11 protein-coding genes are annotated in these 22,841 nt (G+C 40.4%); 2 read left to right on the forward strand and 9 right to left on the reverse strand.

The annotated features are described in order from the left end of the window. From B4A24_RS01190 to B4A24_RS01230, 9 genes are all read right to left on the reverse strand, one after another. Entirely contained in the window at nucleotides 1–1,632 is a 1,632-nt protein-coding gene (locus B4A24_RS01190; protein WP_293941597.1) for a polysaccharide lyase, read from the reverse strand. Between the two features lie 116 nt (nucleotides 1,633–1,748). Then, nucleotides 1,749–3,773 carry a RagB/SusD family nutrient uptake outer membrane protein gene (locus B4A24_RS01195; RefSeq protein ID WP_293941599.1) on the reverse strand — a complete coding sequence of 675 codons (2,025 nt, stop codon included), beginning with the start codon at nucleotides 3,771–3,773 and terminating at the stop codon, nucleotides 1,749–1,751. Nucleotides 3,774–3,780: 7 nt separating this feature from the next. Then, entirely contained in the window at nucleotides 3,781–7,041 is a 3,261-nt protein-coding gene (locus B4A24_RS01200; protein ID WP_293941602.1) for a SusC/RagA family TonB-linked outer membrane protein, read from the reverse strand. A gap of 27 nt (nucleotides 7,042–7,068) precedes the next feature. Next, nucleotides 7,069–7,677: a DUF3826 domain-containing protein gene (locus B4A24_RS01205; protein ID WP_293941605.1), complete on the reverse strand. Its 609-nt coding sequence runs from the start codon at nucleotides 7,675–7,677 to the stop codon at nucleotides 7,069–7,071. Nucleotides 7,678–7,855: 178 nt separating this feature from the next. Further along, entirely contained in the window at nucleotides 7,856–11,356 is a 3,501-nt protein-coding gene (locus tag B4A24_RS01210; protein ID WP_293941608.1) for a malectin domain-containing carbohydrate-binding protein, read from the reverse strand. Further along, on the reverse strand, nucleotides 11,356–14,154 hold the full coding sequence (locus B4A24_RS01215) for a glycoside hydrolase family 95 protein (protein WP_293941611.1): 2,799 nt from the start codon (nucleotides 14,152–14,154) through the stop codon (nucleotides 11,356–11,358). Before B4A24_RS01215 ends, B4A24_RS01210 begins: the two co-directional genes overlap by 1 nt. Beyond that, complete coding sequence (locus tag B4A24_RS01220) at nucleotides 14,154–15,740, reverse strand: glycoside hydrolase family 28 protein (protein WP_293941613.1); 1,587 nt, start codon at nucleotides 15,738–15,740, stop codon at nucleotides 14,154–14,156. Before B4A24_RS01220 ends, B4A24_RS01215 begins: the two co-directional genes overlap by 1 nt. Nucleotide 15,741: 1 nt before the next feature. Further along, on the reverse strand, nucleotides 15,742–17,280 hold the full coding sequence (locus B4A24_RS01225; protein ID WP_293941616.1) for an MGH1-like glycoside hydrolase domain-containing protein: 1,539 nt from the start codon (nucleotides 17,278–17,280) through the stop codon (nucleotides 15,742–15,744). A gap of 103 nt (nucleotides 17,281–17,383) precedes the next feature. Further along, nucleotides 17,384–20,002 (reverse strand): alpha-d-galacturonidase, encoded by a 2,619-nt coding sequence (locus tag B4A24_RS01230; RefSeq protein ID WP_293941619.1) that lies wholly within the window; start codon nucleotides 20,000–20,002, stop codon nucleotides 17,384–17,386. A 258-nt stretch (nucleotides 20,003–20,260) separates the two neighbouring features. Between B4A24_RS01230 and B4A24_RS01235 the strand changes: the two genes are divergently transcribed. Then, a complete protein-coding gene (locus B4A24_RS01235) occupies nucleotides 20,261–20,881 on the forward strand; it encodes a 3'-5' exonuclease (RefSeq protein ID WP_293941622.1) in 621 nt (206 codons plus the stop codon). A gap of 10 nt (nucleotides 20,882–20,891) precedes the next feature. Next, the gene (locus B4A24_RS01240; RefSeq protein ID WP_293941625.1) at nucleotides 20,892–22,805 is read left to right on the forward strand and encodes a DUF294 nucleotidyltransferase-like domain-containing protein; all 1,914 of its coding nucleotides are present in this window, start codon (nucleotides 20,892–20,894) and stop codon (nucleotides 22,803–22,805) included. Nucleotides 22,806–22,841 lie beyond the last annotated feature (36 nt).

Here is a 22,841-nt window from a genome sequence, read left to right on the forward strand (position 1 = left end):
TTATTTAGCAGCCAATTTATTCAGATAGATTTCGATGTTTGCGTAACCTGATTCGGTAATTTTTGCCGAATCACTCGGATCATTTGGATTCAATCCCATTTCTTTTTCTACTGCATCTGGAATACCGTCATTGTCAGAATCTTTGTAGGGCGTCCCTTTATATACTGGGTATCCACCTACTTGGGATATATCGGTAATGATGCCGATCTTATACGAATCCTTTGGTAATCTCCGATGTTCAAAATCTTTTTCAGGAAGTTGCACATTGCTTAATAGCTTCACTGGCTTCCCATTTTTCACATCGCCTATCACCCGTGTATCCACAGGATCTCTTTTAGGCAAGGTTGCCCCTGCATGATCAAGAACAAAACCATAAGTTTCCTGCGCAGTCATCACTGGAAAATGAGCATGTGGAAATTCTTCTTTTGCATTCATCGCAGCAAAGTATGGTTGTGCTTCGTCATAGGTCATCGCATCCCCTTTTTTATTTTCCAACTGTATACCCCCATCCCAGTTATTTGATGTTACTTTTGCATTACCTTCAACGATATTACCTTTTACATGAGCACGACCAAATACAACATAGGACAATTTACTTCTTCCTGATTCCGGTTTTAAGATACGGTAACTTACAGGCTGACTCAACGGAGTCGCAGGGCCTGGTTTAAAATAATTGTTGACAATATTGTATGTCGCTTGGTAATCACCACCGTCAATTGAACGATGCACCCAATTGTAAACCACGTTGTTGTAAAAGTTGAACAAACCATTCCAACCAATAGATGGATTACGGGCCGCATTGTTTGCCCAGAGGTTACGCATAAACGTACAATTTTCTCCACCTAAAGTACTTCCGAACGCATGGTTCCATGTATCTAATGCTTCAGAAAAAATAGAATTTTGAATTGTAATGTTTACAGTACCGCGTTTCTCCTCTGCCTTTCCGGTACTGTCATTATACATATGACGGTACATGGACATATTTTCATCCAAACCCCAGCTTGCCGAAACGTGGTCTATCATAATATTTCCTACAGGATTACCACCGATCGCATCGTCTCGACGGCCGACATAAGTTTCACCGCGTCTAAAACGCATATGGCGGATCAAGACATCGTGTGTGTTGATCCAAACAGATTCACCGGCCACGCACACACCATCCCCTGGAGCGGACTGCCCTGCAATGGTTACATAAGGAGCGCGGATAATTAAAGGGGTCTTTAGACGAATAATCCCGGAAACGTTAAATACAATAATGCGCGGACCACCTTTTTCGCAAGCTTCCCGCAATGAACCCGGGCCATTATCTTCTAAGCTTGTGACCACATACACTTTACCACCACGTCCACCAAAGGTGAATTTACCGCCACCTTCAGCTTCTGGGAAAGCCAAAATCTTAGCTTGCGGGAGATCATCAGGCCGTCCTGCCCATGGAATATAAGGTTTACCTTGTTTTGCATATTCTTCTATGACAGGTAGGGCTTTTTGCCAAGCTTCATCCGATTGTTTAGTCGCTTTACGCATCAGCTCATCTGTATTCTTCTTGACATCTTCTGGAATTTTGGGATACTGACAAAATGCGATTGATGTAATGAGACTCAACAATGCTGTCAGCGTTATTTTATGTAACATGTTTATCTAGTTAGTAGGATTTATAATTCTATTTCAAATATATGTCAATTGCACATTTATTAAAAGCAATGTATGTCACATTTCACATACATTGCTCTAACATTTTATAAAGGGCGCTATTTTAACGGGTCAAAAGTTCCAGTTCCATTCATACTATCCCAACCTTTAGTTTGTTGTAAATAAGGTGAAGTAGACAAGGCTGTCTGATTTAATCCGAAGAAATAATACTCAGGGTACCACCTAAATTTCCAGGGAGTATTTGTTGGATCCAAATCATCTTTTTCAGCAATTACAAAATAATTATCATAAAGATAGTCGAGGTATTCATCTTGATTTTTGATGCCTTCAGGGTAAGTTGTAGGTTGGCGTTCAATTACAGGAACACCTGCCTCATTTCGTACTAACGGATCTGAAGCACCGGTGTATTCAACACCATTATTTTTCACCGTAATTAACAAACCTGTTCTTCTTGTTCCATTTAATGGTTTTACACCAATACGTTGGGCGGTAGGTGAATCTTCTTCAAAAAGTTTCCAACGTCTGAGATCATAAAAGCGTTTACCTTCGTACGCAAATTCTAATTTGCGTTCATTAATAATCGCTCCAAATAATTTATCGCGATTCCCTGCAACAGAGGCTAAACCATATGATCCATCACCAACTTCGATTCCCGCTCTTTTGCGGATTTCAATGATTCCATCTAAGCCTTCTTGTAATTTATCTACACCGATAGCCGACTCAGCTAAATTCAGCATCACTTCTGCAAAACGCATTTCCATATAGTCTGTACCACTTTGCTGAAATCCAGCTGCCCCATTTGATGTAGCAGAAGCAGCGGGGTTAGATCCTTTTCGCAGATAGATACCACTGGCGTTAGAACCTTTAGTTTCCGTTGAGACATAAGCACCCTTGCTATTTTTCCAGTAATAGGTCCACTGACGATAGCTCTCTCCATTGGCATAAGGAAATAAAGCGCCGTTATAAACGAAAGTCCTGACAAAGCGCGGATCGCGATTTTTATAAAACTTTTTCGCATCATAAGTATATGCAGATGTTGGATCGTCAATATTTTTCCCATCTAACATTGGGAAAGCATCGAATAGCTGTTTAGTTGGCGAAATCGATCCCGAACCGGAAAGCTCTCGCGAGCGAATTGCTTGCTCCCAGCCATTATTTTTTACAGCTGTTGAGCTAGAAGATGCATTATTAAATCCGTATACAATAACAGCTTCGGAATTATTTACTTCGGTAAACCACATATCACCCCAAGCTTTGCCTCCTGTAGCACCTCCGGTTTGAAATAAGCCAAAGCCATTTTGTTCCAGCAAAGCTTTAGCCTCTGCATTTGCCGCATATGCTGCTTCCCAACGATCACGTGAATCATTTGGATTAAATTGCGGACTGGCATAAGTCAAGAGCACACGCCCTTTTAATGCTGCTGCAGCGCCGCTGGTAATCCGGCCCCAATTGCCCCCATCCCACTTGCCTGGCAAGAGGTTTTTGGCTAAATCCAAATCTTTCACAATTTGCGCAATGCATTCAGTCGTTGTACTTCGAGGAACTGAATTAGCATCACTATCTCCCACTATCGGATTTTGTGATTCAAGAACTAAAGGCACACCACCGTACATCCGTACCAATTGGAAATATTGAAAAGCACGCCAAAAATACATTTGACCTTTCAGTTGATTTCGAGTTGCCTCATCAATCCCGCCCTGATCAATTTTTTCGAGAAAGACATTGATCTCTTTCATTCGCGTCCAAACATTATTATTAATATTGGCACTCATGCGCTGACCAAAATATTTATTTGCATGATTATTGATATAGGAAATCGCATTCCATTGCTTATTGAAATCGGTCTCCCCTGCTAACTCATCCGTTGTCTGTGTAAAAGCATTGTTATACCCTCCGTTATCTGAGGCATCCTGAGTAGCAACAAAAGATTGTGCATTATTAGCTGGTAAGAATAAGCCATAAACATAATCCACGTAAGCCCTAGCTAAAATAGGATCTTGGAACAAATCCGCTTCATCTACGGCCCCTAAATCTCTTTTTTCCTCTAAAAAGTTATCTTTACAAGCTTGATTCGTCAATAACAGACAACAAAGCCCTATATTTAAAATTGTTAATTTTTTCATTGCTCAATTATAATGTCACGTTAATACCAAAAGAGTAAGTTCTCAAATTCGGATATACATCCCATCCACCACCATTTCCATCTTTATAACTAAATGGATTATAAATTGTCAATGGATTCATAGCACTTAAATAGGCCCGTAAATTTGAAACTTTCAAGTATTTATTAACTTTATCTGGAAACCTATAGCCGATATTAAAGCTACTCATCCGCATTTGAAAAGCTGGAACAGTCCAAAAACTCGAACGCACATTATACATATCTGACCAATTTGGGTTTGGCATATTCCCAGTTGGGTTTAACACTGGATCATAGACATTCCCCCAAAAGGCAGGTAAATTCGTATAAACTCGCGAAATATCATTATTCAACGGTTTACGTTCTGTAATTTCATTATAACCACCGAAAGAACCTGTAATTACTGCTTCCGCACTGATTCCTTTATAACCAGCCTTTAATGTCATTCCCACGGAGTAATGATTGGTATTATTTTTGGCTAATTGAATTTGGTCGAATTCGTTGACAATTCCATCAGGGCCGGCAAACGTACCATCAGCTTGGAGCGCACCCCGAACGTCACGGTAGTAGAGCATACCCGGTCTCAGCTTGTCAACCGTCTCATTGAACACTTGCGTAATATTATATTGACTAACATAGTTGTCAATATCCTGTTGTGTTTTAAACATACCCAAATAATCATAACCCCAAGCGCCATTGTCTGAAGAAGCGTTGAGATGTGGATTCCATGGATACATCATATCAACATCATTATAATTCCACACAAGAATCTTATCATTGGTCCATGAAAGGCGCGCGCCAATTCCATAGCTAAATTCATTAATCTTATCCTGCCAACCTAAGTCAAACTCAAGCCCATAAGTGTTCTTTTTTGCAAAATTCTCAGCAGCTACAGAACCACCAACCGAGATTGGGACATTACCTGTACGTTCGAGAAGTAAATCCCGTCCGAAATTATAATAACCATCAATAGTTGCCGATAAGCGGCTATTGAAAAAACGGGCATCGATACCGATATTGTTTTTATAATCATTCGCCCATGTGGCGTTACGATTAGCAGTCTTCTCCATCTTCATGCCTGTCGTTGCATCGCCATTTCCTCCAAATACGCCACCTTTTCCGATTTGATAGGTATATCGTTGTTTCCATCCCCAAGCGGCGGTCTGATCATTCCCCAATTTACCGTGCGATAGGCGCAATTTTAAATAATCAACACCTTTTACGTGAAAGAAATCTTCTTCACTGATCACCCATCCTACAGAGACGTTATAAAATTTACCCCAGTAGTTTTCGGGAGCAAATTTGGTCGAGGCATCTGAACGGAATAATACCTCTGCAAGATATTTATCACCATAGCGATAATTCAATCGGCCAAGGTAGCCCAAGGTTCCGGATTCATAAGCCGCTGTACGCCCTTCTACAGTACCAAACGCGGTTCCAAATTGTCCATTCGTATTTTGTAGTGGATCATTTTTCCAAACATCTTCCTGGGATGATTTCGCTTCCGCTTTTTCTACCGAAAATAAACCTGAAAAATTATGTTGCTTCCATTGTTTATCGTAGGTTGCAGTAAAGTTTGCTTGGTAATTGCTACCAGTCGCATTTGAAAAATAAACCCGATTACCATTACCAAAAGTAACAGCCTTTTCACCAGATATATTTTCATCGTAAATATGGCCGTTCTCGCCACTTCTCTTATCAAACGTATAAGTTCGGTACTTTGTACCAATTTGATCCCCACGCTCATTTTTTAAATTTTTAGCATAGGCCCCACGTAAAGTCAAACCTTTCAACCAAGGTGCCTGATATTCAGCATTGAGGTTAATACTGAACTGTCTTGAATCAGTTTTTGTTAAATTGCCTAATTTCTGCAATTCAAAATAATGATAGGCAGATAGATCTTCCGATGTTCCCGGTAGACGAACCGGGAGACCGTTCACGTATGCTGGGACATACGGTGAAGCCAACAAAAGATTTCTGTAATCGTTATCGTCATTTTCGCCACCGATCTTATTAAAGGTCTTTTGCTGATTACCTGTATTTCCGGACACCTGCATACCAACCTTAAAATTACTGGCTACCTGAACATCGCTTCCAGCACGAAAATTCCAACGATCATAATCCAGCGTGCCCAAATTACCATTCTGTTTGTTATAGGCTACGTTTGCAAAATAGGTCGCTTTATCTGCCCCGCCCGAAATATTCAAGGAATGTCGTGTCAGATAACTTACTTTCCAGGCATCATCTAACCAATTATAAGAATGATTCTTAAAATAGTCCAGCTCATCTTGCGAGAAAAACCATTTGTCAAAGCCTGCCGATTTTGGATCACGGTTTGCACCATTTTCCCCATTCATAATATTGAAGTAATTACCAAACTGATAAGCATCCATTACTTTTGTATGGTAGGTCGCATCATTAATGGCATATGATCCATTGTAGCTGATTTTTGGTGTCCCCGATTTCCCTTTTTTAGTTGTTACCAAAACAACACCATTTGCCCCTCTAACACCATATACCGCGGCAGCGCCATCCTTTAAAAAGGAAATATTCTCAATTTCTGACGCATCGAGATTATTAAATAGGGTCTGATCAGGTTGATTTTGCCCATCTACCTGAATCACACCATCAATCACAAATAAAGGGGCACTTGTTCCACCATCTTTTCCTCCACCCATCGGATTCCGTATAATGTAGCTTGGTTTTGCTCCCGGACGACTCGTTCCTCCGCTGACGTTAAGGCCTGCAACCCGGCCCACCAATGTTGCGCCCACATTCGTCGATGGCAGGTCTTCGATTTCCTCCGCTTTAATCGCTACGACAGAACCCGTTAAATGTGCTTTTTTCTGTGTGGCGTAACCAACAGCAACTACCTCTTCGAGTTCCTGACTTTCGGCTTCCATGCGTATATTCAATACATTTTGGTTTCCAACGGGGATTTCCAGTCTTTTATAACCAACAAAATTGAGTACCAAAATCTCGTTTCCAACAGGCAGGTTCAGCCTAAATGTACCATCTGCATCTGTTGAAGTCGCGGTCTTTGATCCTTTAATAGATATCGTTACCCCCGCAAGAGGTTTTCCATTTTGATCAACAACCTTTCCTGTTATATTTTTAAAAAAGTTTAAATTGTGTTCACTTAGATTTACTCCATAGGAGTATGACGGAATAATTCCGCCAGTCATTATTCCAATGGCCAGCAATTTTGCTAACCTTTTAGAGGATTTACTCGGGAATATGAACTGATTCATAATTTGGGTATTAGTTTATTTACTGGGTTATTTTTTTAATCTCGCGGCCCATTTGTCACCTTCTTCTTTTAGATTATAGCCATGGGAAGCTAAATAGTTATTGATTTTGCCTTTATATTTACCAAACCAAGCGTGTTTTTTTTCTGAAGATTCAGCCTGCATCGCAAAATCCCGTGCTTCATAAAGCAAGCTGTCGATCATATGCACTTCGTCTTTTGTGAGTCGAGGAATCATATCCTGATAAGCTTTCACAGTATTCGGATAGACATTATAGGTCATACCGTTTTTAACAGCCTCAACTTCTTGATCTGTTAAAACCTCTTTTAGCCGTTTCACAAACGCTTGATTTAAATTGGTAGTTTCCTGTAGCGTCTCTTGCGTGATTTGCTCTTTTAAACTCTTATCGGTATTCTCCTTGACTTTTAAATCACGAAGTGTATAACAAGCGTTTAAAAGATAATACTGGTCACGGATAATGTGAGCTGATTTTTCTTGTTTGGTCTGATCTTGTAACGCTAATTTCGCGACAATTTTTTCTGACCGATCAGTAATAGTTTTCCAATAAGCGTCTTCTGTTTGACTAAATGTCATAGATACACTTAAAAATAAAAACATGAGTAATGCAAAACGTTTCATAGGCATGAAATAGTTTATCCCTTTTTTGGTTATTATTAAACATTAAATAAAGTCCCTTACCTTTATTTTTTTCTATAAACTCTCAAATAAACTTCAAAATGACATTAAAGAATTTTTGAGTCTTCAATATAACTGAAAATTTTATTGACAACCGTCATGTACTATGCTGGCACTTAGGCTATTTAACCTCTAAATTATCAATAATAACACCTTCTAAATCAGAAGAGTATAACTTAACAAAATAGGTGCCCGCATTGATCATTGTCTTTGTATCAGTATTGATATAATTCCATTTGCCTACACGTGTAGGCTCCAATTGTATTGGAGTTTTAGGCACTAGCACATGCTTATCTTTGTCCAAAATTTCATAATAACCACGACGTGCTTCCTTAAATGGATTATGATACTTAATCGATAACGCATACACATCTGCCGCACCAACCTGAAACTGCCAACCGATATAACCTCCTTGATTGTTGAATACCAAACGCTTTTGTCCTGCAAACTCGATTTCGGAAACACCGTCGCGCCAGCTACTTTGATAGGCCTTATAGTTTTTCACCTCTTTAAGGTCATACACGGGCAGCATCCCACTTTGCTGCTGAAATACCAGAATTTCCCCTGGCGTCTTGGCCGTTATGGAAAGCTCTTCGCCGGCCTGCAATACCTTACGGAATACCGCCAGATATTTCCCTGTATTCAATTGCACACTGTCTTTGGTCTGTTCAAAATCATCGGGCTGATTACCCCCCAATAAGAAAACATTAGTAGGCTCTTTAAAGCGTAGGCGATAGGTTCTATTGCTATCAAGCTCAAAATAATCTGAACCAAACAAGGAAGAAGGCAAGGAGAAAAATGTTGTTTCAGTAATCCCTTCCTTTTTCAGGAAGCTACCTATATCCAACCAGCTGTGGAGCTTTATATTTTGATTCCCTAATTCAAGATTATAATGCTTTTGATCAAGCGATAAGGTTTTCCTGTTTTCTTTTGATGCAATAGCAATGGCCTGGATCACCGCCTGACCAGCATAAATACGCGGAAAATTAATAACAATCTTTCCATTCATGACTTTAATAGGATAGCTTTTTTTTAAGGCCTGCTGGAATCCAGCATTTTTATAAATATCAAACTGATCTTCCACAACTTGACCATTAATGGCAATATCAAAAACACGATCACCTTGTCCGGATGAAAACTTCCCGTACCAGGGTTCGGCAAAATACAGTTCAACGAAATAATCTCCATTAGGTAAGTCAAATTGATACCCCAGGTTATCCAGCCCGTAGCGGAATGTCTGAAAAAGAGGCCAGTCCTTTGTTCCTTTGATAGGATCAAAAATTACCCGTTGACTAGCGAAATTCGTACTCATCCCATCGAAATTGTCCGCCCAAGATCTACTTCCCCAAGCGAGCATGGGCCTATAAGGCTGGTCAGCCTGCCAGTATCCCCCATATTCATCGATATAAGTATCTCCACCACAATTCACGCGATAGATATAGTGATATCCCTGATCTGGTTTTAAAATCTTGGATTGCTGCTGCAAGGCAGCAAAGTGTGGACTTTCAGGAAAGTTTTGTAATATAATGGTATCACGGGAAACCACTTTTCCAGCATTTCGTCCTTCAGCATAAAGTACATTGTAATTTACTTTGACGCCATCAAATTCAATATGTTGTCCAAACCCTGGATGTTTCTTCTTTCCAAGCGATAACGAACCGAGATCGTTGAAAAGTTCTACTTCATCACAATTCGAATAAACACGAATATTGTCTTTTATCCCAGGGGTCAACCAACGATTCGGCCAAGAATGCATGGCGATATACACCATAGGTTGCTCTTTCTTACCATAATGCGATAGATACATATAATACGCATCTGTGGGCTCCCCCCAGGGGGTCAACAACCCTTTATAATTAACCGGCCCAATCCGATCAATCTCTCGATTTCCTTCTCCCCCCTGGATACGGCCAGGATTATCATGTGAGTTCCAAAGCCATAGATAATGGCCAACAGCGCTATCTTTCACAGACTCTGCCAAACGTACCTTGGTCTGTAAAATATCAGCAAAACGTTCTTCATTGTAATTATTTTCGTTGGGTAGATAGGGCGGTTCGGCATGCATCCCCAAACTGCGCCAAGCACCATACTCCCCCACGAGCTGTTGCTTTTTTAGATCGTCGCCATAGGTTTTTTGATCTCCCCCATAAGTACCCGTCCAATTTTGCGGTACGTCCCAATCGGTCCCACTACCGCCATTACATGTGGTTACTAAACGTTGTATAGATGCTGTTGGATCTAATTTGCGAATCAACGCAGTACATTCACGTGCAAAATCTTCCGGAAGCGTACTTTCATTTTCAAGTCCCCATAAAATTACTGATGGACTATTTCGACGTTCACGCACCCATTCTGTCAGCAATCTCTTGAAGTTCTCTCGAAATGCAGGCGTATCAAACCAGATGTGTGCCGCAAGCTGTGTCCATAACAAAATACCATGTTGATCCCATGCCTGTTGATAACGCAGGTTATGGGGTTGATGCGCATCACGAAAGGAGTTGAACCCGAGTGCTCTGATCTGCTTAATACGGGAATCGATCTCTTCCTTTTCGAAGGCGTGTGACTGGCCTAATTTATGCTCATATTCCGCGATACCATTTATAAATACCGGCGTTCCATTAACTAAAAGACGTGGATCACCGGATGGTTTTAACCCTTTTGACCAGCGAACAGTGCGAATTCCGTAAGGTGTTTCAATCTCGTCTAAGATCTGTCGACCTACTCTTAATTTTACTTTTATGCGATACAAATAGGGTGAGGCCACAGACCATAATTGTGGATTTCTAAAAACAAGATCTTTCAATCTAATTTCCTTTATAGCATTTCCTTTAATCTGGTCTTTCGATGTAGATCGAACAATTAATTTTCCCTTTTGGTCCAAAACCTCCGTTATAAGCTCCAGATCTTTATTAACTTGACTTTTATTACTCACTTCCACGACTTGGTGTACGACCGCCTTCTTATGATCAACAGTTTCATCATTCCAATAATGTTCACCAAAAGGCGTAATAGACACTTCATTTTTGATCAATAGACTCACTGGACGAAAAATTCCCATAGGCTGCGATCCTTCAGAAAATCCCCGTTCTGTCGAACAGCCTCCATCCACCCAAGGAAGATCTATAATATGTGCCGGATGATCTGCCCGAACGGCCAAAAGATTGGGACTCCCATCCAATTTGATCGCATCAGTGACATCCAGTGTAAATGTGGTTCTTCCCCCAGCATGATATCCTACCTGTATGCCGTTTAACCAAACTGTGGCATAGGATCCTACTCCCTCAAAAAATAAATAGAACCTATTTTTATTCCTTTGCTGTTTAAGAGAAAAAGTTTTTCGATACCATGAGTAACCGTGTAAATTGCCATGCAGCAATCTGCGATATCCTTCGTAGCTATCCCAATTATGTGGGACATTTACTTTCCGCCAATCTTTATCTGTCTTAAAAGACAAACGGTGAAATCCACCATACCTAGCAGAATCTTTTTGGTCCATTATCGTCAACCAGTCTGTGTCCAGAGCAATCGTTTTACGGATTTTTTGACCATAGGAAAACATTCCGAATAATAACATACAGGCACAGCAAAACAGCCTACTCAACAGCATCAATCTGGTCATCATTATTTTTTTAACTTCAATTCTTGATCGAAGGCATAAGACTTGCCCTTCTTTGTTTTGATTTTTACTTCGCGACTAGCATAACGCAAATGGAGTTCTTCTCCAGCAAGCGATTCAACAGTCACCCCCAATAACTGATTGTTTTTCCATTCCATATTAACCTGAAACGCCCCGCGCGCTCTGAGTCCCTTTACTTTACCCGTGCTCATTTCCTCTGGCAACGCTGGTAATAATTCAATCCCGTTGATATGGCTCTGAAGCAACATCTCGGTAATTCCTGAGGCTCCACCAAAGTTGCCATCGATTTGAAATGGTGGATGAGCATCGAATAGATTTGGATAGGAACCACCTCCTTTACCCGCCGGTCGCAATAGCATTTTTACCACGTGATAAGCATGCTGAGCGTCTTTTAATCTAGCCCAAAAATTAATTTTCCAGGCCAGGCTCCAACCGGTCCCCTCATCACCACGTAGTACCAACGACCGTTTTGCAGCTTCAACCAATTGTGGTGTATGCGTCGTATTGATTTCATCTCCTGGAAATAACCCCCATAAGTGGGATACATGACGATGTTTATTTTCTGGATCGTCCAAATCCGTCAACCATTCCTGGAGCTGTCCATGTTGCCCAATTTGGTTTGGTGCTATTTGATCTCGCATCTCCATAATTGAATCCCGCAATTGAACATCTTTACCCAATAACTTGGAACTTTGATCGAAAATAGCAAACAACGAACGGATAATCTGATGATCCATTGTAGGTCCTTTAACCAAACCTCCGTTTTCTGGGGAGTTTGAAGGCGAACTGACCCACCATCCTGTTGTTTTGTCTTTAACTAAAAAATCTTTAAAAAATAAGGTCGCGTCCTTGATGATAGGATAATATTGCTGTAAAAAGCGTAGATCTTGTGTATATTGATAATGCTCCCAAAGATGTCGCACCAGCCAAGCCCCGCCTGTGGGCCATATCCCATGATTGGAGTTATTGATGGGAGCTGTTCCACGCCATATGTCTGTATTATGATGCAATACCCAGCCTCGAGCAGCATAATATTCCTTAGCCGTTTGCCCACCAGCTAGACGAAGATCCTGGATCATCTGAAATAAGGGTTGCTGCAACTCAGAAAGATTCAATGCTTCTGTCGGCCAATAATTCATTTCCAAATTGATATTGGTGGTATATTTACTGCCCCATGACGGTTCTAAAAATGGATTCCAAATACCTTGGAGATTCATCGGCTGACTACCTTCGCGAGACGCTGCGATCTGTAAATATCGGGCAAATTGCATATAAAGTGCTACAAGCCCAGGGTCTGCATGTCCAGTCGCCCGCTGCAATCTTCGATCAGTTGGAATTGTGTCAAGTTGGTTGCTAGCACCAAGATCTATTGCAAAGCGATGATACAATCGTTGGTAATCTTTTTGATGGACTTGATATAATTTATCTAGATCAAACGTACATAAGTTCTTGAATCGTTCTAAAGCAGTAGCAGCATACTGCTCGTTCAATTCCTGATAAGATTTAAAATTTGTTGCGGCAATCAGATAAATCTGCGCTTCATCAGCCTGTTGTACCACAAGTTCGTCACCTTCATAAGATACTGCACCACCTTTCAATTTGAGTTGCAGGAAAGCCGTCCCGCGCATTGCCCCATTTTTCACCCACACTTCCAAACGGATTGATGTGCCGTCCATGTGATGAAGTTTAGCGCGCTGATGTTTGGTATTCATTGCGAGTCGAAAAGTAACTTTATTTTTCTGATCAGCCTGCAAGCGTATAGCAATAAAATTATTGGGATGACTCGCAAAATAGGTCCTCCTATAATTTACCCCGTTGAAAGCGTAATTGACCCGGACTTCGCCTTTATCCAAATCGAGTATCCGGCTGTAGTTTTCAGCAGCATCGTGATCAAACTGCAGTTTCAACGAACCAAAAGGTTGATAGGATGCTTGATAACTCCCTATTTTCGGACTGTTTTGATCTTGAATATGGTATCTCCACTTTCCCTTCAACGACACAAATCTACCGGTGTTACTTTTTAAACCGATAGCTTGTTTGGGATCTTTATATCCTGCCACACCGCCCTTACCTTCTAGATTGATTACCTGAATAGCGATACTATTCCGCCCTTCACGCAATAATCCCATAGGAATTTGATAGTGTCTCCTGATTTCATCTCCCGCAGATTGGCCGACGAGCTCACCATTGATATAGGTATAATCATTGGTTCGTATTTTATTTAAATCCAACGACCAGTGCTCAGCTAGATCATTTTTTGACAGGTTAAAATCATAACGAAACCAGACTGCTCCGTCCAGGCCCTCCAGCCCCTCTATTTCCCAACCCTCATAATGAGGAACGGTAATAAGTGGCCATTTACTATCATCAAAAGCGAATTCAAAAGGACCATGTTCCTGTTTTCGGATTTTGTCAATCTTGTTTAACCAAGCGGTTGGGTCTTCGGATTCACTTTTAACTCCCATAAACTCCTGCATCGTCAAAGATTCTGCTTCTTTCTGGCGACCTTGATCCAGTAGTTCTCGGATCTTTTGAAGATACTTTGACGCTCCTTTTTTATTATAATTCCGTGGGCCGTCGGTCCAGAAGGTCTCTTCATTAAACTGTATTTCCTCATTGCTAACACCACCATAAATCATGGCTCCCAGGTGGCCATTCCCTATAGGCAAAGCCTCTTCCCATTGTTTAGCAGGATGATCAAACCATACGCGCGACTGCGCAAAAGCTGAGCGCAAAGAGCATATCGATAAAAACGACCATAAGATATACAGTTGTAAACGCATTATTTATTGTCTGAAGGGTTTATATTTGATGTTAACTGACCACTTTTATAAGTTCCACGGAGGATTTGCTTTACGCGAGCCAGATTATTGCCCTGCACGTAAATTTCTTCATTTGCGGGACCAACTAAATCCAGAAACAATCCTGTTCCTGCTGAAGGGAAACAGCTTTGCACATTGGCAGATTTACAGTTTTCCAGTTCGATTAGTGATTTCTCCACTGCAGGTGTCGTATTTTTCACATTCAAAATATTCAGTTCCTTACTGTTGTTGGCAGTCAACAAAGCTCCTTGTTTGATGGCCAAGTTTACATTGTTTAATGTCAAGCCATTTACGTTAAGAGCCGAAAAACCTGTGTTCCCCTGCATATTAATATCTGAAAATACAACATTCTCAATTGGCATCTCCTCCAACCCCCGCATATACCCAACACGATTGGTTGTCCCTGATAGATTGTTAATAAAGATGTTCCTGAACTTAGGTGTGCGTTCGCCGACAGGCTCGATCTCAGTTTTAGCATATTGCATATCCATCACAACGGCTTGATCTCTAATGTTGCGCATGACAATATTGGACACTTGAATATTTTCAACGATGCCTCCTCTGCCCCGAGCAGTCTTAAGCCGTATACCACGATCAGTACCATCAAAAATGCAATTGGAAATAACAATGTTTTTAACACCGCCGGACATTTCACTTCCAATCACAACGCCGCCATGACCACGAAGCATTGTACAATTTGTAATCGTATAATTTTCGGCTGGGATGTTAATTTTTCGTCCCGAACGATCCTTTCCTGATTTTATCGTAATGCAATCATCCCCCACGCTAATATGGCAATTAGCGATGCGAACATTGGAGCAAGATTCTGGATTAATACCATCCGTGTTAGGAGATGGAGGGTTATCTATTGTCACACCATCCACTGTGACATTATCACAATATTGGGGATTAATTGTCCAAAATGGTGAATTTTGAATTTTAATATCCTTGATCTGTACATTTTTACAATTTAAGAATTGTATAAACGGCGGACGTAGAAAGCCTCTCTCGATCCATCCTGGAAGATCTGGAGCCAGTACATCCTTATTGAGGCGTTTAAACTCTTTTTGCCATTTACTGTCTTCGGTTTGTTTTTTAACCTCAACCTCGGAATAGCCCCACCACTTTTTACCATGCCCGTCGATAGTACCACGTCCTTGAATACTAATATTTTCTAGGTTATTGCCATAGAATAATGGTGAAAAATTGGTTACTGCAGTTCCTTCCCATCGAGATTCCACCATCGGTAAATAATCATCAAAATTATCACTAAAATGCAATTCAGCACCAGCATCAATATAAATGGTGATATTACTTTTCAGGTGAATTGGACCTGTTATATATTTTCCCGCCGGGAAATATATGGTTCCTCCGCCTTTATTTGCTGCTGCTGCAATAGCCTTTTTGATAGCCAATGTATTGCTGCCAGTACTGTCTTTCCGCGCCCCAAAGTCCATGACATTTAGCCAAGTTTGTGCCTGTAGACCCAACATGGATAAACAAAAGAAAACTGTTATTAATCCACGATGATAGTTTTTTCTGATCATATTAATTTAAGTTAATCTTACAATTTTTTAAATCCATCTGGTGGAAGGACTTTGTTCCATCCACATACACAGTAAATCCTTTTCCTTTGTTATATTTTTCACCGGTAGCATCCCAATAAATCGCAATGTTCTTATTGTGGTAAGTTAACTGAGTCAGCGCAAAATAGTCCCATCTGTCTTTAGTAATCAATGGCCTTATTTCCAATGTATTGTTCGTTTGTGGCTTTACGCCAATTAAGTCCTGAATAATGATATCCGCAAATGTAGAGTGGTTGTAAAACTTACTTCTCGGATTATCGCCTTTTAACCATGCTCCTGTCCGCTCATCTTGGTATTCACCAATATAAGGCTTACCGTTCATAACATGTGATTTGGCATATTTATGAATCTGCTCGTATAAATCATTCGCATTTATCGCCTTATTCCGCTTGTAATCGCTTAAGTAATTAGCCATTCCACGGATCGTCTGCGAACTTGTGAAAGGCCAAATCGCACCATCCCATTCACAACTATGCCCTGTCCCACGCGTTCTAAAAGTTGGTTCACGTCGCTCGGCAGTCGTTGTTCCCCAAGGGGCATTAAATCCCGCCGTATCGGGCAATTGAAGCCATGCCTGTCCATACATTGCTTTATCGGGCGGTAAATGAAAGTACCATGGGATAAAACCAATTGCTTCACGTGTGGAATGTAGTGGTCCTTTTTCCAGCTTTGTTTTAAAGAATTGATCCTCCTTGTCCCAGAGTGAATCTAATACTAATTGACGCAAAGACTGTGCATATGAACTATATTTCTTCTCTAATCCCTTATTCGACACCAATTTGGCAATTGCTGCAATCGCAACAGCATTCCCATACATGTAGCTGTTAATAGATGGGCGCATATTATGCACTTTCCGTCCACCGGAAACAGATTCTTCCATCCCATCCTGGACATCGTATTGCCAGAAAAGACCATTATTAGCCTTTCTTTCTTTTTCCCATTTTTCAAAATCTTGATCCAAGTCCATCAAACGAGCCTCTAAATAGTGATTGTCAGGATTGACTTTGCAATAGGCCAATAATGCATCAGGCAGCCAGGAACTGAACTGATGGAATCTCCGCTTGGATTGACCTTTATCAGCATGATAAAGCCAAAAATCAATGTATTCTTTTAAAAACGCATTGTCGCGAATCCATCTCCCTTCATACAAATGGTGACCAAGTGCACAGCTAATTGAATTGTATTTTCCAGCATGCTTTACCGGTTCAATAAATTCTGTTACCAAAGTACCTTCTGGACTTGACTTTATATGTTTGCGGTAGGACCACCATCTAAAATAATAAGTCTGCTCAACTTCCTTATCAGGACAATCCAGCAAGGGGACATTCGCCACCAGCCAATCGTAAGCATCCTTATTTGGAATCTTGTTGACCACTGCTTCATTGTCATTACTATTAAATTCCCGAACATAGGATCGGACCTTCTCCACTAATTTTTCCTGCGCCTTTACATAGGAAAGTCCACAGAAAAGAAGCGCAAGAATAGATGTTTTAATTTTCATTACTTATTTAATATCAAAAAGTTGAAATCAATTTATTGTGTTTTTCGTAAAATACCTACTTCGTTTAAGTTATTTATCCTGTACTATCCTGAGCCTCGTTATGCTACAGTTTTGTACCCTGATAATAGCCAAATAAATCGTCGAGGTCATCCCCTTGATTATCCACATCGGCATTATACGGATTTGGGAGCTCCCTATCGTCCACAACGCCTAAAATCAGTACCTCTCCCTTCGGAATTTTCAGTTCGTTTGTTCCCGCAGGAAAGGAGTAAGTATGAATATCTACCATAGGCATGTACTGAATTCGGATTGCATTACGCACTTTTGCCTCTGCCTGTCCAAAATCATTGGCGCTCGCATCGATTTCCAAAACAGGTTTGGGGGCAAAAACTTTGTCGGTGCTATTGAAATAGCCAACTAATATCTTTACTGGTTTTTCATTTTTGAACCGGAGATGTGTACCGACTAATTTTTGATTAGCCGCATCAATCTGTATCGCTTGGACCCCTTCTAATTCATTTGCTAAATGTGTTACGACCAATTCCTGATCCGCATACAATTTCGCGCCCTTTTTCAATGGAATTAATTGTTGATTATCCAAAAACGTGACCTGCTGAGATTTTAATCCAACTTTTATTTGCGTAGGGGTATCACTCATCTTTGATAAAGAATCTATCGCTTGTTTAAAGTTATTCAATTCAGTTTCAAAGACAGGCAGCATTTCCTTCCAATGAATAAAGGTTGCATCCGCTCCCCGCATTGGTATTTTACGTTGTTTGGTCTGCATGCTGTTTGCATATAAATAGGTCATATCCGTTATCGCTGTTAGCTTACGGTATTCTTCGACACTTCGCTCCAGATCCGGTAAAGCTTTTCGAAGAGCACTTAGATCACGTATATATTTATAGCGCAGAAGTTGAATGGCAGCCTTCACCTTATAGCTATAATGATTAGCCAACAGTTGATGGATTCGGATATCATTAAGCCATCGATCAAATTCTGCTACATTTTTGGTGGGCGTTCCCAATGTTTTGATAAGAGCCGCTGCGCGCGCTCCATGTTGCACAATTTCTCTTGCTACCTGGTCAGGTGTTTCTCCAATATGGCCTTCATGACGATAGTCCTTCTCTACATAATCAACAATCATCTCTCCTTCTGGCGCCTCAGATTCATAAAGCATTGTAAACAATCCATAACGATAAGGATTTATCAGTTGTGTCATCAGCATTCCCAAAGAAGAGGTCTGTCTGTTTCCGTCTGTAATACCAAATCGCCGCAGGATTTTAGGCGATATCTCACCTATTTCTTCAATGGCCAATAATAACTTTTGCGCATCCTTTTCAGGAATACCGTAATAGTGCACAAGTTCCTTTGACCAATAGGATTTTTCATTTAATAAATCTCGATTTTCGTCCCAAGCGTATCTAGACCAAGCTTTGTACCACATCCAATCTCGATCGACCTGTAATAATCTATTGTCAACTTTATCCGCTGAATAAGGCCAATCCCAATACGAAGCCTGTGGATATATATGGATGCCATTTGAATGGTGGACTTCGTGCATAGCTTTAACCGATTTCTGGATAAAATCAGGAGAACCATAACGGAAAGGCTCCAAATTGGCCAATATATGCACATTTTGAATATGTACAGTACCAATATCACCTAATGAACGATGCAATTCTGCCCATTTTCCCCGAGGTGTATAGGTCGTCAATGCCTCTCCATTATATTTAGCCATCGTGTACAAATTCTTATATATCGGCAGTGCTGCTTGCATAACAGCAGGCGCATCCGTATCATGGGCCCTTAGGATGATAGGTGGTTCACCGGCTGTCCGAGACAACTGTAAACCATCTTTTACACCCGGAATAATCGTTTTTGTAAACCAGTTGATATCGTCTTGCCCCACCCCTTCCATTGCTTCACCCAAAGTAATCAAGAGCCCCACATTCGGATATTTGGCTACAAAAGCAGCGATGCTTTTACGTGTATAATCTGAAATTAAAGGTGTAATAATCCGATTTCGCTCCTGTGTCTTTAAACCATGGCGGTCGGCGAAAGGCTTTGGTAGGATAATATTATAAAACATTTGAATAATCCAGATCCCTCTTTTATTAGCTTCTTTGGTCAAAAAAGTATAGATATCTTGATTTTTCTGAAAAGTAGACTCATCAACCTCAAGCGCATAAGGGTAATCTTTTAATTTGACTAAGGAGGAAAAAGGATGCCCATTCCAAAGGTAAAGTGCATTATATCGATTTTCAGCCATCATATCCAAATAATTCAGCCACAATTGCTTATCGTAAAACCAAGGAAAAGACTCTGGTGTATAAGGGTATTCATAAATATCATGCCCCGGTAGATAGGTCGTTTTCTGAAGCCCGATACTCGTGCCTCGCATCACCATCTTGGGTCCATCTTGTATAAAAAAGGGCTGGTTTCCATGCCAGGTTTTATTAGCAAGTAATTCCATACAACCGTACAATACCCCTGACTCGTCTGCTCCGATAAGTTCAATTACTCCTTTTCCTGTTTTCCGATATAAAACAAAATGTTCTTTCTCGATCAATTTAGCTTTAATAGAGTCTGGTAAAGACTTTTTTTGTGCTAACGTACTCACCTCAACCTGTACAGAGTTTGTGACAATCGATTTGAACAGTTCTTTTTGTAGCAGGTCAATAGCGTATTGAAATCGCTCTTGATTTACGATTCCCGCCATCGTATAAACAATATTTTTTTGTTTGTTTCCTGCGTGAAGCTCTACAATGAGAGAACAGATACAAAGTAAAACGCATAATAGTCTTCTGTACATAATTGGTTATTTTGCAATTCACTAATAAATGTCAATTTTACATATAAAATTTCAAATATTAGAATAAGTATCTCGTTTTTTACAAAGTATATTTTTTACAGATGAAGATTTAATCCGCATCAACTAGATTATTTTTACTATTTTTAGTATATAATCAACGATTCCTTGAAAAAATATCTTTTATTCTTAGACACGGAAACATCTGGATTGCCCAAGAAATGGGACAGAAAATATACAGCGAGTGACAATTGGCCTCATGTTCTGCAACTGGCATGGATTATCTTTGACGAAGAGATGCAGGAGGTCAAACGTACCAATAAATATATCTATGAGCCTTTGATTCCAATCAGTCCTGCGGCGGAACAAATACATGGGTTGACTCCTCCCTTTCTTATGAAACATGGCGAAAAGAAAAAAGATGTACTACGCAAACTTAGCCATGATCTCAAAAAATATCGTCCCCAAGTCATTGGTCATTTTCTTTCTTTTGACATACAGGTATTATGTGCAGAATACTTTCGTTGCAATTTACCTATACCATTTTCTGGAATCACTTATTTTTGTACGTTATTGCACAGTAAGATCTATGTGCGCAATCCAAATATGGTTCACCTTCCCCTTCCGCTGCTATACGAAGCTCTTTTCTCGGAAACACCAAAAAACATACACAATGCCGAAAAAGATGCCGCAATCACAGCCAGCTGTTTTTTTGAAATGAAACGGCGGGGTGAACTATCCGATCAAGATATTCAAAACCAGCAATCAGCATTCGATAACATCATATAATACATTTAGCATGAAAAATACTGAAGTTATCTTATCACTTCTAAAAGCTACGCAACCGTTTCAGGTATTGCCCGAAATAGTTCAACTCAGCCTCATCGATCTGTTTCACGAAATGCGTTTTTCAAAAGATACACTTGTTTATAGACAGCATATAACGGACATGGACGGCGTAGATCTTATTGAACAAGGTGAATATGAGACCTTTTTCTTGGATAGCTCGGATGGCAAAAGGTTAGTTGAAATTCATCATCGCCCCTATTGCTTTGGTGGAATTTCCGTCTTGTTGAACAGGACGAAGGCGCTCAAGTCCGTCATTGCCAAAAAGGGAACTGTCATTTATCGCTTACCCCGGAAAAATTTCATCGAACTATGTAATGCCAATGAAGAATTTTTCCATTTTTTTACGAATTCTTTTGGGAGAAGAATGCTGGATGAGGAGTTTTCACATTTCGTAAAGTCACCAGCATCTTTTGAAGAAAGCTACTTTGCTGCTGACCAGCTTTATTCACGCAAAATCGAACACATTGTTTACAAGGATATTGTTGCGTGTAGCGCTGACACGCCTATTTATATGGCGGCAAAGATGATGGCTACACAAAAAGTTAGCTGCTTATTTATTAAGGAGGGCGATTCAATCATTGGCTATGCGACCGACATGACGCTAAGGGACCGGGTGATCGCTCAACAAGCAGATACCGGCCAGCATATTGTAGAAGTGATGGACAATCCTATTGTGAGTATCTCAAATCAGGCTTATCTCTATGAAGCCGTCTTAAAGATGTTCCGGACTAAATCAAAATACCTCCTCGTTGAAAAAGAAGGTAACTATGTGGGCTTTCTGAGTAGAAATAGGCTATTGAGCGAGCAAGGACAATCTCCATTGGTATTTATCCAATCTGTCAAACTAGCTGAAACATTGGAAGAATTGCGGGATAAATGGAACAATGTTCCCGAAATTATCCACCAATTGCTTGGAAGAGGTGTAAATGCCGAAATCGCCAATCAAGTTATTACTACCGTCGCCGACAGTATTGCCATAAAGGTAATTGAAAAAGTCATCAAAGACCTTGGTGAACCTCCTGCAAAATTCGTTTTCATGGTAACGGGAAGTGAAGGAAGAAAAGAACAGACTTTAATGACGGATCAAGACAACGCTATTATCTACGAAGATAAAGCCAACGAACAGCGTGAATTGGTACGTGATTATTTCCTGCGATTCGCCAGTCAGGTATCAGATCATTTAAATACCATTGGATTTAGTTATTGCACCGGAGGATATATGGCCAGTAATCCAGAATGGACACATTCGCTGTCACACTGGAAAAACAACTACAAAACTTGGATTGAAGAAAGCATTCCTGAAAACGCCATTAAATTTTCCACCTTCTTTGATTGCAGGCGCTTATATGGCGATCCGAATATTATCGAGCAGCTAAAGGATTTTTTAACGATTGAATTGCAAAAACCAAACGACCGTTTTTTTGCCTTTATTGCCAAAAATGCATTACAGTATGAACCACCGCTGACATTCTTTAAAACCATCAAAACCCAAACGGTAGGCTCAACAGAAGTATTCAACATCAAAAAGGCCATGACACCCATTGTTGACCTCGTCCGGGTATACGCACTTAAAAACAGAATTTATGAAGAAAATACCGGCGGTCGCTTAAAGGCACTCTTGGACTTGGCTATATTCACACAAGAACAATATGACGAACTGCATCAATCCTATTACTACCTGATGTCATTGAGACTAAGAAATCAGGCTAATCAGATCCGGATCGCCAAGTTAAATCCCAATAATTATATCCCGATTGATAGTCTCACAAAAATAGAAAAAGCAACTTTGAAAGAAATCTTTAAAACAATCCACAATTTTCAAATCGGGATACGCCTCAAATTCACCAATAATATTTTCGGTTAACCGATAGTTGATCGTAAGGCAAATAAAAAGGCGGCG

The organism is Sphingobacterium sp. UBA7249 (assembly GCF_002472835.1).
Taxonomy (GTDB): domain Bacteria; phylum Bacteroidota; class Bacteroidia; order Sphingobacteriales; family Sphingobacteriaceae; genus Sphingobacterium; species Sphingobacterium prati.

What these genes read in the sequence shown, in the direction of transcription:
- B4A24_RS01190 (WP_293941597.1), bottom strand. Translation starts at nt 1,632, where the DNA reads ATGTTACATAAAATAACGCTGACAGCATTGTTGAGTCTCATTACATCA.
- B4A24_RS01240 (WP_293941625.1), top strand. Translation starts at nt 20,892, where the DNA reads ATGAAAAATACTGAAGTTATCTTATCACTTCTAAAAGCTACGCAACCG.
- B4A24_RS01230 (WP_293941619.1), bottom strand. Translation starts at nt 20,002, where the DNA reads ATGGCGGGAATCGTAAATCAAGAGCGATTTCAATACGCTATTGACCTG.
- B4A24_RS01215 (WP_293941611.1), bottom strand. Translation starts at nt 14,154, where the DNA reads ATGCGTTTACAACTGTATATCTTATGGTCGTTTTTATCGATATGCTCT.
- B4A24_RS01200 (WP_293941602.1), bottom strand. Translation starts at nt 7,041, where the DNA reads ATGAATCAGTTCATATTCCCGAGTAAATCCTCTAAAAGGTTAGCAAAA.
- B4A24_RS01205 (WP_293941605.1), bottom strand. Translation starts at nt 7,677, where the DNA reads ATGAAACGTTTTGCATTACTCATGTTTTTATTTTTAAGTGTATCTATG.
- B4A24_RS01210 (WP_293941608.1), bottom strand. Translation starts at nt 11,356, where the DNA reads ATGATGACCAGATTGATGCTGTTGAGTAGGCTGTTTTGCTGTGCCTGT.
- B4A24_RS01220 (WP_293941613.1), bottom strand. Translation starts at nt 15,740, where the DNA reads ATGATCAGAAAAAACTATCATCGTGGATTAATAACAGTTTTCTTTTGT.
- B4A24_RS01195 (WP_293941599.1), bottom strand. Translation starts at nt 3,773, where the DNA reads ATGAAAAAATTAACAATTTTAAATATAGGGCTTTGTTGTCTGTTATTG.
- B4A24_RS01225 (WP_293941616.1), bottom strand. Translation starts at nt 17,280, where the DNA reads ATGAAAATTAAAACATCTATTCTTGCGCTTCTTTTCTGTGGACTTTCC.